General features: G+C 57.1%; 6 protein-coding genes and 3 pseudogenes. 4 read left to right on the top strand and 5 right to left on the bottom strand.

Annotated features, from left to right (window positions below; genetic code table 11):
- The first annotated feature begins 31 nt into the window (after positions 1-31).
- The 3 genes from tssM to C5F70_RS31125 all read left to right on the top strand — a co-directional run bounded on the left by tssM (position 32) and on the right by C5F70_RS31125 (position 5029).
- On the top strand, positions 32-3643 hold the full coding sequence (tssM, locus tag C5F70_RS13220; protein ID WP_104903498.1) for a type VI secretion system membrane subunit TssM: 3612 nt from the start codon (positions 32-34) through the stop codon (positions 3641-3643).
- Positions 3644-3706: 63 nt separating this feature from the next.
- Positions 3707-3943 (top strand): hypothetical protein, encoded by a 237-nt coding sequence (locus C5F70_RS31130; protein ID WP_256588414.1) that lies wholly within the window; start codon positions 3707-3709, stop codon positions 3941-3943.
- A 525-nt stretch (positions 3944-4468) separates the two neighbouring features.
- Positions 4469-5029, top strand: a complete 561-nt coding sequence (locus C5F70_RS31125; protein WP_256588413.1) for a hypothetical protein — start codon at positions 4469-4471, stop codon at positions 5027-5029.
- Between the two features lie 549 nt (positions 5030-5578).
- Here the strand turns inward: C5F70_RS31125 and C5F70_RS31505 are convergent.
- Positions 5579-6283 (bottom strand): methyl-accepting chemotaxis protein, encoded by a 705-nt coding sequence (locus C5F70_RS31505; RefSeq protein WP_371920072.1) that lies wholly within the window; start codon positions 6281-6283, stop codon positions 5579-5581.
- A 198-nt stretch (positions 6284-6481) separates the two neighbouring features.
- A pseudogene (locus C5F70_RS31500) lies at positions 6482-7366 on the bottom strand (methyl-accepting chemotaxis protein); the annotation flags it as partial.
- 690 nt (positions 7367-8056) lie between these two features.
- Between C5F70_RS31500 and C5F70_RS31120 the strand changes: the two are divergent.
- Positions 8057-8206 (top strand): annotated as a pseudogene (locus C5F70_RS31120) (integrase); the annotation flags it as partial.
- A 230-nt stretch (positions 8207-8436) separates the two neighbouring features.
- On the opposite strand, the gene C5F70_RS13200 reads toward C5F70_RS31120, so the two are convergent.
- The 3 genes and pseudogenes from C5F70_RS13200 to C5F70_RS13190 all read right to left on the bottom strand — a co-directional run bounded on the left by C5F70_RS13200 (position 8437) and on the right by C5F70_RS13190 (position 13505).
- On the bottom strand, positions 8437-9711 hold the full coding sequence (locus C5F70_RS13200; RefSeq protein ID WP_017847970.1) for a glycoside hydrolase family 68 protein: 1275 nt from the start codon (positions 9709-9711) through the stop codon (positions 8437-8439).
- A gap of 664 nt (positions 9712-10375) precedes the next feature.
- Positions 10376-11118 (bottom strand): annotated as a pseudogene (locus C5F70_RS13195) (phage integrase N-terminal domain-containing protein); the annotation flags it as partial.
- A gap of 821 nt (positions 11119-11939) precedes the next feature.
- Positions 11940-13505 (bottom strand): type VI immunity family protein, encoded by a 1566-nt coding sequence (locus C5F70_RS13190; protein WP_046483809.1) that lies wholly within the window; start codon positions 13503-13505, stop codon positions 11940-11942.
- Between the last annotated feature and the right edge of the window lies 1 nt (position 13506).

Below are 13506 nucleotides of genomic sequence, written 5' to 3'. Positions count from 1 at the left end.
ACGAATTCCATAAATACGCAAGGAGCGATTCATGAAGACGGTCTGGAGTTACGTAAAACGCTGGGGCCTGCCGGTGCTGCGTCAGTTCAACCAAGCGGTGCCAGTATTGGTGCTGCTGGGCGTGGTGTTTTTGTTGATCGCCATCTGGTGGCTGGGCCCGCAGTGGACCTGGCGCGAGCGTCAGCCGCTGGGTGAACTGGCAATGCGCGTCTCGGCCAGTGTCGTTGTGCTGGTGGTGCCGCTGCTGATCTGGGCGTGGCGGGTGCGCAATCGTTACCAGCGTCTGCAGGTTGAACGTCAGCATGAGGCGGCGGTGCAGGCCGATCCTTGTCTGCCTTATATCGAGGCGCAGGAGCGTGCGCTGGACCGCAGCCTGGGCAATTTGCTGAACAACATGGAGCGTCGCCGCTCGCTCTATCAGCTGCCGTGGTACCTGGTGCTGGGTGAGGAAAATGCCGGCAAGACCAGCCTGATCACCCGCTCCAACCAGAGCTTTGCCTTGTCCCATGTGACCAAGGTAGGGGTCAGGGCGCATCAGGAAGAGCAATTGGCCTATCCGGTGGATTGGTGGATTGGCGACGAAGCAGTTTTGATCGACCCGCCGGGTGAGTTCCTCAGTCACTCGGATTCACCGGCTGAAGACATCGAGCAGCAGGGCAAGGTCAAACCGGTGTTACCCAGTGGCACCCATGCGCGCCTTTGGTCGCACCTGCTCGACTGGCTAACGCGCAACCGCAGCCGTCGCGCATTGAACGGCGTGGTGCTGGTGATCGATGTGCAGGCCTTGCTGGCGCAACGTCCTGAACAACGCAAGGCCCACGCCAACCTGCTGCGCACCCGGTTGTTTGAACTGACGCGGCAATTGGGCACGCGCTTGCCGGTGTACGTCACGCTGAGCAAGTTCGACTTGCTGGAAGGCTTTGAAGAATTCTTCGCCCGGTTATCGCGCAGCGGGCGCGAGGACCTGCTGGGCTTCACTTTCAGCCTGGACGCGGTGGATGATTTTGATGCCTGGCTGGCGGAACTGACGCGCCAATACCAAACCTTTGTCGCCTGCCTGACCGAGCAGGTTTTCAACAGCACCAGGGAGTCGCGTACATTGGATGAGCGTGATCGCTTGCAGGCGCTGATGCATCAGATGGCGGGCTTGCGCCCGGCATTGTTCGGCTTCCTCAGCGAAATGCTCGGCAGCGACCGTTTCACTACCCCGGCGTTGGTGCGCGGACTGTATTTCTCTTCGGTGTTGCAGCAGGGCACCCTGAGCAACGCTTTCGTCAAAGAAGCGGGGCAAGCCTATCAACTGCCGCCACCGCCACCCGAAGTTAAACCAGCCGGTGGCACGGTGATCTACTTTGCCCAGCAACTGTTCCAGCGGGTGATCTATCCCGAAGCGGGCCTGGCGGGCGACAACATCAAGGTGGCCCGCAGCAAGCGGCGGTTGCTGATCGCTGGGTTCAGCGTCGCATCCCTGGGCTGTTTGGTCGTCATCGGCACCTGGCAGTTTTATTTCAATATCAACCGTGACAAGGCGGCCAACGTCTTGGCCAAGAGCCAGGAGTTCAGTGAGCGGGATATCGACGCCAAGGTCGACCCTACCGGCCGCAACCTGTTGTTGCCCCTGGACCAGATCCGTGATGCGGTGCTGGTCTACGGCGACTATCGCCAAGCCTGGCCGTTGCTGTCGGATATGGGGTTGTACCAGGGGAGGGCGATTGGCCCCACAGTGGACGAGGCCTACCTGAATCTTCTGTCCAAACGCTTCCTGCCGGCGATTGCCAGCGGTGTGTTGGATGCCATCAATACCGCACCCGCCGGCAGCAATCAGCAACTGGCGGCCTTGCGCGTGTACCGCATGCTCGAAGAGCGGCAAAACCGTCGCCCGGCCATCGTCGAAGAATGGGTTGCCAAGCAATGGCAGCGTGCCTATCCAGGTCAGGGCCAGTTGCAGGCCGATCTGATGGGGCACCTGGGCTACGCACTGAAATATGCCGACGCTGACCTGCCGCACTACCGTGAACGCATTGCCCAGGTGCAGCAACAACTGCGCCAGTTGCCCATGGCCGAACGGGTCTACATGAGCCTGAAACAGGACGCCCTGGAACGTTTGCATCGTCCGTTGGACCTGCGCAACGAAGTGGGCCCCGCGTTCGATATCGTCTACCGCCCACTGAACACCGATCAAGAGGGGAGCGGCCTGCAGTTGCCGCCGCTGCTCACCGCCAAGGGCTTCAAGGACTACTTCGAGCCCGGCACCGAGGGCATCATCGAACTGGCGATGATCGATCAGTGGGTGCTCGGCGAACGCCAACGCCTGGACTACTCCGACGAAGACCGCAAAGTGCTGACCCAACGCATTCGCGCCCTGTACAGCGCCGACTACGTCGACAGCTGGCGGCGGGCGCTGAATCAGTTCGCGGTCACCGACTTCGACGACCTCAGCCACGGCGTGGCGGTACTCGAACAAGTCACCGGCCCGGCCGCACCGCTACGACGGTTGCTGGAAACCCTGCGCGACAACAGCGTGATCTACCCGACCGTGCCCTTGGCTGAAGGGCAAGCGCCGCTCAAGCTGGACAAGATGCCAGAGGGGCAACAACAGGCAGCAGGGATTCGGCGCGCATTCTCCAGTCTTTCAGAGCTGATCACCGCACGAGGCGAGCAGCCGTCTTACTACGAAGAAACCCTGCGTTCGGTCAGTGCCGTCTACGACTATGCCAAAACCGTGCACGACAACCCCGATCCCGGCAAGGCGGCGCTGAAAACCGTACTCAACCGCTTCTCCCTGGACGGCGCTGACCCGATTGCCAACCTGCAGCGCGTCGCCGTGGGCCTACCCGAACCGCTGAACCAGCACGTCAAAAAACTCGCCGACCAGACCTCACAGGTTCTGGTAATCGCCGCCTTGCGCGAACTGGAAAAACGCTGGGACAGCGAAATCTACAGCTTCTACCGCGACCGTCTGGCAGGCCGCTACCCGTTCAAGGCCAGCGGCGAGGACGCTTCGCTGGAAGACTTCGAAGCCTTCTTCGGCCCACAAGGGCGCCTGCAGCAGTTCCACGATCAGTACCTGAACGTGTTCCTCAAAGACAACCTCGACGCCCTGTACTCCGACAGCCTCGGCGGCTACCTGGTACGCAGCGACGTGCTGGAACAACTGAAAAAAGTCGAGCGCATCCGCGACACCTTCTTCAACCATCGCGGCCACTTGGCCGTGCAACTCACCATCGAACCCCTGGCCCTGAGCGCCACCCGCCTGAGCAGCATGCTCAGCGTCGACGGCCAACTGATCCCTTACCAGCATGGCGCGCCGCAACGCACGGGGCTGGTGTGGCCCAACAGCCTGGGCAACACCAATGGCAGCCAACTGACCCTGGTACACAGCACCGGCAACACCGCCAGCCTGAGCTATCGCGGGCCGTGGTCGTTGTTTCGCCTGCTCAGTCGCGGGCATCTCAATGGCAGGACCGACACCAGCGTGGACCTGACCTTTTCAGTCGCTGATGGGTTGATGCGTTATCGGATTGGGGCAGAGAAGGCAAATAACCCGGTTACTCAGCGCAGTTTTGAAGGGTTTGTGTTGCCGAGAACGCTGCTGGAAGAACGATGGAGCAAAAAGATCGCCGTCGACGTTACGCGACGCTGAGCAATACCACGAAAAACAGCCAGTGCTGAGATGAATTAACGACGAATGAAAAAGGACCTTTACATGGCAATCAGGCTACAAATGTTGACCGAAGACCCTAAAGAAATTGAGTTGATCGAGCGTTATTGGGCCGTCGATGAGTTCGGGCAATACCTCGAAAAAGTGAGCGCGCTAGCGGGCCTCATTGAAATGGCTCAGGGCGTTACGCTGACCAGCTTCATACGGGAGCGCTGCAATGCGTTTGATGAAAATCAGGTCTGCCCAAAATGCGCAGAATTGATTGAAATCAAAAATCGCTGACAGGCCAAGAAGGTCTCCCAGCCATCCATCAAGCTCTGTACGTTGTGTCAGAAAGACCAGGATGACATTGCACTGGAAGCTAAAAGGTCGAAAGCTGCGGAGCTTGAGCGGCAGTTGGCTGAATACTCCCGCAATCAGTCAACCCGAACGGTGGACTACTCAGCGATTCCGGATGCTCATGTGCTGATGTTGTTGGCGTTAGACAGGGCCATTACGCCGAGACTGGCCAATGGCGGTTTCACAATAGGTGACTGCCGAGGACTCGCACCACTATATATCGGTGACTTTGTGCTGCAATTGCGCGAGGCAGGGCTGGTCCTTGATGAACCCTGCAAAGCCAGGCCGGGCACCTACTATTGGGAGGGCGATGAGATTTGGATGGTGAGGGACCAAGTGGTTTACCGTTTGGCACCCGATGCTGAATCACGAAGTGCAGACGAGGTTATCCGGAGTCTGTCGGATAGGGTGTAAACAGACGCGGAAGGGATCTTCAATCTGTGGCTTGATTACTCAGCTGCTGATGTTATGCGCTATCTGGGTATCCAATGCGAACTCTATAACCATGAACTCACTGAACAAGAGCTGGAGGAAATTAAAAGTACCCTGCGATCAGCACTGGAAACCTATAGTGTCTCGCAGCTCTGGTCGGTGGTCTGGAAGGTTGTCAGAGATGCCGCAAGTTTAGCTAATCGCGAGTACTACAACCGTCCAAAAGCGGCTGCGACCATTCCCGGGAAGATTCGGCGGAACCTGGAGAAGGTGCGGCGCGAGTCGATTGAACTCAAGTCATGGAGCCGCCCGGACCAGCATCCCGCCGGAACATTGGGCATGGTGCTGGGTGAAATTCTGAGTGTTGACGAAAATACCTCAGGGCACATGGTCTCTTCCCTTGTTACCTGGCTCACCGGGCAGGGATGTTCACCTAGTGTCGGAGCAGAGCTTGACGAACCGATACGGGAATTGATGACCATAGCGTTGGCCCACGATGTCAGTTCCTCAGTGATGCTGCGGTTTGCGGAGTTGATTCGTGCCGGCCATGACGTTGGTTTTGCCATTGAGGAAATTGGTGAGACGCTTCGGTCGTAAAGGTGGCGGGGCAACTTCAGAGGAAGAAGATGCGGGTAGCAAGCCTGTCCATCACGGCGTCTGGGCGGGGTGGGAGAGACGCTGCTGCGGAAGGCTGTCCCTATCATTTTGTGCGTTCTATGATCCGCAATGTTATCGTGCCATCACGTATGACAGCTTCGTCAGGGACTGAAAGGGGACAAGATGACCGATTTTGAGCAGCAACCTTTTGCGGACGCCGAGTTTGCAGAGAATCCGGAGCAACGATGCCCCTGCATACTGCTGTTGGACACGTCATCGTCCATGAATGGCGCGCCAATCAGCGTTACGCAATGAGCTTGCAAAGTGTCTAGAGAGTCCGTGACGATTCAGCCGGAAGAAACCTGCTGCTCGAGCACTGGTTTGATGAAGTCCTCAACAATGTTCACTCCATTCCGAGACGAGGTAAAACGATGACTATCGACAGAATACTGCGTACTCGCTTGACCAGATCGACCTCGCTGTCGAATCCAGGCGTCCTAATGCGCCGAGCTTGAAAGATGAAGCAAGGTCGAGGGAACGGCTCATCGGTCAAACCTTGAAGTGACTGACAAGTTGCTGTAACTGTACCCCCAGGCGCGCGAGTTCGATACTGGAGGCCGCTGTCTCCTCACTAGCTGAGGCGGTCTGCTCAGACACGTCGCGTACACTCAAAATGCTGCGGCTTATTTCCTCCGCCACCGAACTTTGTTGTACTGCGGCGGCAGCAATCTGTTGGTTCATGGCTTGAATCCCGGAAACCGTCTGAGTGATGCTAGCTAAAGATGCGCCTGCTTTACCTGCCAACGCCACAGTGCTATCGGTTAGTTCGCGGCTGCTCTGCATAATACTGGACACCTGACGTGTTCCACCTTGCAAGCCTGCCACCAAGCTTTCTATTTCCTCAGTGGACTGCTGAGTACGCTGAGCCAGTCCTCGTACTTCGTCAGCGACCACTGCAAAACCGCGCCCTGCCTCACCTGCGCGAGCAGCCTCAATGGCCGCGTTAAGGGCCAATAAATTAGTTTGCTCAGCCACCGCCTTGATCACGTCCATGATCTTAACGATGCGCCCACTTTCTTGTTCAAGCTCATTCATAGCTTCCGCTGAACGCCCGACTTCGCTGGACAAACGCTCAATCTGGGCGATGGCTTCCGCGACTACTTTGTCACCAGCGCGCGCCTGAGCATCGGCCTCTGATGCGGCAACGGAAGCTTGTTCCGCATTCCGCGCAACTTCATGCACAGTGGCCGACATTTCGTGCATCGCAGTAGCCACTTGGTCGGTCTCGGTTTTCTGGCTATTGACCCCAGCGCTGGTCTGCTCAGTGACAGCTGAAAGCTCTTCCGCTGCACTGGCGATCTGGGTGACTCCATCGCGGATACCACCGATCAGATCGCGCAAGGTACGACCCATGCGCTGAATACCTTGTTGCAGCACACCCAGTTCGTCTCTACGGGTCACGACCATGTTTTGCGTGAGATCGCCCGCTGCAATGCAATCGACCACAGCCAGAGTCTCCTGCAATGGGCGGGTAATCTGGCGGGTGATTATCAGAGCTGCAAGAAGCCCCAATAACATTGCCAAAGCAGTGCAACTCAACTGCAGCGTGCGGGCCTGAGCACTATCTGTTTCAAGGGCGGCCAGCTGTCTGGCATACATTTCATCAGTCAGACGGGTGATGGCCCCTCCGAAATTGACAGTGTCCTGTACGGAGTGGTCGATAGCCCCATTACTGGCTGTAAAATCCTGCACTGAGCGGCGGTAAGCCATCAGAGCGGTTTCCAGTTGCCTGATAGGATCGGCATAGGCAGCACCAAAGGTGTTGTTGAGGGTTTCAATGCCCTTGAGCGCACTATCAAGCTGGCGGGCGGCGGCTTGTTCCGTGGTGCTGTTGGGATTGCCGGTGTAGCCACGAACTTCATAACGCACCAGCGCGACATCCTCTTTGGCCTTGAGGATGACTTTGTATAACTCATAACGGCGCTGATCAGAGACTGGCATTGCTTCTACGTCATTGATGAGCTTGGCAATCAGCGCGGCGCCTTTGACCGCATTGGTGGCCATTTCCTTACGGGTGGCCGCACTATTGCGATAGGCCTCGCGCATCGTATTAATTGCCATTTGATACTGAGTGGTGGCTTGGTTGATCAGCGCAAGACTTTGCAAGTTTTCAGGTTGCTGCAGTTCTTTTGCGAGGCTTTTTTGCTTGGCGACAAACAGTTCCAGCGCATCCTGGATCAATGCACCTTGCTGCTCGTCACCCTTGTCCACCTGATACTGAAAACGGGCCCTCCGTAGATGATCAAGACGGTTGCCGAGTTCGGTGATGCTGGCCATTCGATTACTACGGTCAATCATTTTTCCCAAGCTGAACCAGCTGGTCGCGGCAAGGATGGCGGTTAGAAGGAGTACAACAGCAAAGCCCAAGGCCAGCTTGAGCATGACGCTGATATTCGCGAACCAAGAGTTCATAGCGTTCCTTTGGTAATCAGCCGTGACCGATCAAAACTGGCGCGGTCATCTGAGAAGGGGGGGCAGGTATAATCAATATTGATATGGATGATTGGATGAATATAGCACAGTGATGGCTCGGTGCCATCACAAGCCTTTAATGATTTCGACGATACGTGTCAGAATGGCGACAGCTAGAAAAATGAATCGCCCAGGATTCTCTAGATACCTTGCAAAAAGTTATACAAGGTGCTCGATTGTGTACAAGGGTGGTGGCCGGCCTATGCAAGTCGGCATGCAATCCTTACGCTCCACCCTGAAGCCTCTCTAGGTGGTTTTGACATCTGCCGCACTCAGGAGAAAGTCCGGTTAGCGCATTGCTTTCAAGACAGGACGGTTGCAGAGGTTGCATACGCCGTCATGAACAGTGAGAGGCAACTATTGTGGGTGGGTTTTTCCTACATTGAGGTCTGAATGACGAACCTTGCAAGCCGTGAAGAGCTAATCACATGGCGAACCTTAAGGTCTTCTCATGCACAGTTATGCGCGCTTAGATATCCAGACAAATTTTGCCGACCCTATGAGCACCGTAAACAGCAGCGTCGTGCTGTTCGTTTTGCGGCAGAGCAGGCCTTCGAGGCCGTGTTCAATCTATGGGTGGAGTTCCGCAGGCTGAGCCTGAAGGAGGGGCGCCAGAGCACACTCTCGCAAATCTTGAGAATCTTCACATGCTGTTTAGCAGACGAGATAAACGAGCGCGCGGATGTAGTTGTTGTCAGGGGGGGATACCTGTTACTGGCTGCATCCTTGCAGCCAGTAACCAAGGGTTGTTACTACGTATTGTTCAAGAGGGTTCCCGAGCAAAGTCGCAGTAAGTTAGGTGGGATATCTCGATCCTATCCGCAACGAGTTTTTCATCGAGCTCAAACCCGCTGCCTGAAAGCCCTGGGTAGCGATTACTTGAGCGTGACGTCGAGCATCGGCGGGATGTAACCGTAGTCGTACTCGGCAACCACGAACGTCTGCTGCCCTTTGATCTTGATCCCCACCGTCGGTGCTTCGGTGCCGCCGATACGAATCTGCGTGCCGGTTTCGTCGGTCGGTACGCTGTCGATAAATGAGGTCACCAGGCCGTTGGGCATCACGCAGTGCGAGTAGGTCTGGAACGGCTGGGAAGACGGATTTCCCAGTACCAGGCCGGAACCGTTCAAGGGTACGTACGGACCGAACAGCGAATCTGCGACAAAGCCGTACACACCGTCTGGCCCGGTCACCCCATCGGCATAGGTAAAGGTGTGGCTGATGGTGAACAGGTAGTACTTGCCGTCCTGGAACACGAAGTGCGGGCGTTCGGTCTGATCGTTGACGCCTACCGCGGTCAGCAGCGGCGGCAGCATTTCCCAGTCGTCGCCGTCTTCGTCACGGGCTACGGCGATACCGACACAGGCCGTCTGGAAGCGCGAGTTGCCGACGTCTTCATAACCCGGCGGCACATCACCGACTTCTGCTTCACCGACCTTGTGCGAGCCGCGCTCGCCGGCCACGTTGCCCTCGAACAGCATGTACAGCTTGCCATCTTTCGGGTCGCGGAACGGCCATGGATCACGGAAGCCCCAGAAGGCGTTTTGCGCTTCGGTCTGGTACATCTTGCCGTCGGCCTCGAACAGCGGCTTGACCTTCTCGAAGCCGACCAGGCTGACGCCATGCTCGGTGGTCACCACACGGCCACGCACCTTGACGATGGTCGCGCCCGGCGTGACCGCGGTGTAGTACAGGTCCACTTCGCCTTGCTCGTTCAACAGAATCGGCGTGCCGGCCCATTCGCGAACGGTCGGCGAAACCCCTTCAGCCATCACTCGGCCGCCGAGTTCCCAGTCCTTGCCGGTGCGGGAGAACCAGTAGTACATCTTTGCCCGGCCATGGCGATCGTTCCAGTCGCGGGTGATGTCGTAGTTACCGTTCTGGTCGAGGTATTGCGGGTCGTTCGGGTGACGATCCGCAGTCAGGGTGAAGATCACTGACCAGCCATCGACAGAGGTGATGTTGCCGTCGATATCACGTAGCGGCATGGTGTCCCAGATAAACACCTCGTCGCTCAGTACCGGGAAGTTCGCACTGACCAGTGGCTGGGTGGTAGTGGGGTCGTCCGCGCGGACTTTCAGCGCATCGGCTCGGGTCCACAGGCTGGGTTGATGGGGTGTTTTGCCAAATTTCTCAGTGTTGCTTTTCATAGGGAAAAACCTCGTCCATGAATGGATTCAAATAAATACTGATCAAAAAATACTGTATTTATATACAGTCATTTAACTGTAAAAGACTCCTCCCTTCGGGTCAAGGGAAAAAATGCATTTATGCATAATTGAGTTTTTTGTTGAGGCTGATACGTTTCAGCTTGTGATGTTTCTAGAGGTTTGTTCTCGGACCGATCAGCGACGTTACCTGCATGATGCTGGGTAGACGTAGGTGGTCAAATCGATCAACGCTGTCGAACCTTGCAAAGAGTTTTGGTGCGATGGCATGGACGTAGCCCTGCGTCTTCAACGCCTGCATCACTATCAGTAGGAGTCAGGCGATGAACGGTGCAATCGATGCGCGGGCACGTCACCGAGAGGCTCAACCGGCATTAATACTTGCAAGTTAGGGTCTGCGGATTGTGGGTTAAGTCAGTCGAATTAATTTCGCAGCTGTTTCGAAAGCCGACAGCAACGATGCTACCGAGCCACTCAAGCTGATCAGGTTGCCTGGGATCGGGTACATCACCCCAAGGGGTTAGTACCGATACAAAGTCGACTCACCGGAGGTACGGACGAAAACTTGGATGACCTGATGGCGATCTCATCCCAGGCCTAGGTCTGTGAAAGCTACCAAAGCGGAGCTGGTCGGCCGGTCCGTGTGCCCGCCAGCGGCGGGCGCCTTCCACCCTGTCAACGCTTCGTAACGTTCCTGCGCGTAGCGATGGCGCAGACCGTGCATATGGCTCAGTCCCGCCGCTTTGCACTGCCCATCATAGACATGGCGTTGCTGGATGTAGGTCTTGTGCGCCGGAATCAGAGAGCCGACTCCGGCGAACTGATGGACTTGCTCAAGCAGTGCTCGTTGCCCTGGCGTCGTGACCGGCACGACGCGCTCACGCCCGCCCTTGGTCCATGACCCCTTGAGGGTGATGTGATCGCCGTGATCAGCGAAGCGTGGCTGGAATTTGATGGACTCCTCGCGCCGCAAACCAAATGCGGCTTGCAAGGCCAGGCTCATTGCACATGGGGATCGCTCACGCGATCCAGGCCGTCACCCAGCGCCTGTGCTTTGTTGGTATGGGGCGTGGCGCGGCGCGCAGAAACACCCAATCGGGTGTTGTCGGCAGGAATCAGTCCTGCTTTGCCGATCTTCTCGGCCCACCAGCGCAGATGGGCCAAACGGTTCTTGAGGGTGCCTGAAGACAACCCTTCGGCCTGCCAGCGTTCAATCAGCGTTTCGATATGCTTGCCTTTGAGCGAAGTGGCCCGCATCTGCCGAAAACCGGCTTCGCGCAATTGGCGAGCGATCAGGGTGAGACTGCGCTGGCGGTCGGCTTGTGTCGTGTGGCTTCCATCGCGGTTGCGCTGGCACAGTTGACGCAAGGTATAGGTGAGATCGTCCATAGTGCGCTCCATGGGGGGGCTGCGGTGTTCTGTGTTGTTCTGAGTTGCATTCGGTGAGTGTTGGTGCCAACTCGCCAAGGCGAGATCCCCGAGGGGCAAGGGCCAGGTGCTCAGATCACCTGTTGCCTCGATGAGGCGTCCGCCGTGCTTCCTGTGGGAAGCGCGAGGCGGGATGTTGCCAAGAAACGACACATTTGGTTGCCGTGATAAACACCTCCTGTGGAGTGAGAGAGTGGAAGGCAGGCGACGGACATTGCGCCTGAATACGTTGCCGCAGACGAACACGTGCCCAGGGCACGGAAGAGGGAGGAAGGCAAGGTGCTTGCCATGGATGAACAGGGTTCCACCCCGTGGGTAGGGGGCGATGCGCAGCGTGGAACCTGGGCGCATCTGGGATGGTTCCTCCCGAGATGGGATAGCACTTTCAGGAACCTGTGCTCTGGGCAACCGGATGGCTACGGCATCGGCGAGTCAATCGCACGGTGTGACGCTTACTGCCCGCGCCAGGGGTTCCGGTGATGAGACCCACCGGCAGGTCGTTGCAGGCTCAGTGTGCAGGGCATCGTCATGCAGTGCCAACGTAAATAGGAACTGCGCGATGCCGCATTGTTGCGGGGCTGCTGGGGGTCGTCACTGCGGCGGCAGTGACGGCCCTTACTCGCGATCACTCTTTGGCACAGATGACCCAATTCAGGCTGACGCGGCCTGACGGCCTTGTCGGCCACTGGCGCGCGAACCGCGTTGCGGTTCACTTGCCACTGGCTGGTGAAGGGGGGCTTAGATGCTGGAGGATTGTCTTATTGGGCCGCTGTCCGTCACTATCACGATGGCTCCAGTCCCATCCAAAGCCAGACGACTCTCTCACCACCCACTGTCGGCATCAGAACGCCATGCTCGATGACTTGCTTACTCCCCGGCTTATACTCACACACCCAGGCACCCGGATACGGACAGGGTTGACCGCTGTTCGCACGCATGCCGCTGACCGTCCAGTGCCAGCGCACGACTCGGCCTTCGTGGGCGGGTAGCGGTTCGCTCAACTGAACATCGCGTGCGATGAAGCGGTCGTTTTCAACTTCCCAGCGCCCTGCGCGAGGAGCCGGATCATGGGTATTGGCATGGCGGGCAGGCTCTGGTGGTGTTTGATCAAAGTCACGCTGCCATGTCACCAAATCATCTGTGGACGCCGCATTGAGGTCTGGCATGATCTCGCCCTGTTTGAAGGCTCGCCGGGTTTCCGCTTGCCCTGGAACCAGCCACCATCCGGCTTGAATACAAGCTGTTCCAGCTACCATACGAAGAGGCATTGGCGTAGAGGTTTGGGCGGAAGGCATGGGCGATGGAGCAATGAAGCGCATTGCTGGCGTGGGCCAATCGCTGTCGGCGTCAAAGCGGGACATCCAGCGACGACTGTCAGCGTCAGTGAAACGTTCGTTGGGGTCGCCGTCCCATTGGCCGAAGCCCAGCAATCCCAAATCGTCGTAGCGGATGGGCTTGAGCAGTTTGTTCAGGAGCATGGGCAGTTCGGGCACGCCTTGCTCGACCGGATACAATTCTGGCTGTTCGCCCAGCTCAATCCATTGGCCGCTCTGTAATTCGGTGATGCTGATGTGTGGGTGAGACAGCGCCGTATGCACTTGTTCGCGGGTCAGGTCAAGCTTTTCGCGCCAGTGGTCGGCAAGCAGGAAGGCCCAGGTGGGGGGGCGAATGCCGTTGAGCAGTTCGCCGCGCATGTTAAAGGCGTAGTCAATATCCAGGCCGTGAAAGTTGGGGGCTAGTGCTCGCTCCCAAGTGGTAACGGCTGATCGCGTACCAAATTCGAGTGGGTTGGCCATGGCGAAGCCACTGTAGACCTGATGCGCCTTGAGCAGGTCAATGGTTTTGAGCACAAAGCAGCGCCACGCTTCGCGGTTGTCCAGCCACCATTGCCAGCGGTAATAAAACGTGATTGAGGAGTACGCGGTTCTTCTTCCTTCGTATTTTTTGAACCATGTGCGCCAGAAATATCCTGCTGTCGTCGGTGACGAGGCATGATTTTTTTCGTCGGTAAAATTAAAAACAAAGGATTCGTCGTCGAAACTTTTCCTGGCCTGCTCACGCAGATTTGGCAGGCGTTTCGAGCCATATGGGTGTGGGCGCTCCGAAATTGGATGGGTGCCAACGGTGTAAGGCTTGCCAAGGAGCTGTTCAAAGGCTTCGTGGATATCCACCATCAGCAGCGCTTCTTCTTGGTGTTTGTCTGGGGCAGGGGGGAAATAGAAGTTGATGAAAGGGCTCACACTGTGTCGAGCATCATCCGTACCCCAATCAGTGTTTGGCCACTCCTTGAGCTCTGCGATGAATTCAGCACGCTCATCTTCATCAAACAAACCATGGGTTGTACTCACG

The sequence above is a fragment of the Pseudomonas sp. LH1G9 genome, assembly GCF_002949975.1.
In the GTDB taxonomy this organism is placed as follows: domain Bacteria; phylum Pseudomonadota; class Gammaproteobacteria; order Pseudomonadales; family Pseudomonadaceae; genus Aquipseudomonas; species Aquipseudomonas veronii.
Note: the sequence above shows the minus strand (reverse complement) of the source record. Positions and strands in the feature narration are given on the sequence as shown.

Bases quoted from the DNA above. Each gene is read 5' to 3' on its own strand.
- tssM (WP_104903498.1), top strand. From the start codon at position 32: ATGAAGACGGTCTGGAGTTACGTAAAACGCTGGGGCCTGCCGGTGCTG.
- C5F70_RS13200 (WP_017847970.1), bottom strand. From the start codon at position 9,711: ATGAAAAGCAACACTGAGAAATTTGGCAAAACACCCCATCAACCCAGC.
- C5F70_RS31125 (WP_256588413.1), top strand. From the start codon at position 4,469: ATGCGCTATCTGGGTATCCAATGCGAACTCTATAACCATGAACTCACT.
- C5F70_RS31130 (WP_256588414.1), top strand. From the start codon at position 3,707: ATGGCAATCAGGCTACAAATGTTGACCGAAGACCCTAAAGAAATTGAG.
- C5F70_RS31505 (WP_371920072.1), bottom strand. From the start codon at position 6,283: ATGTCGGCCACTGTGCATGAAGTTGCGCGGAATGCGGAACAAGCTTCC.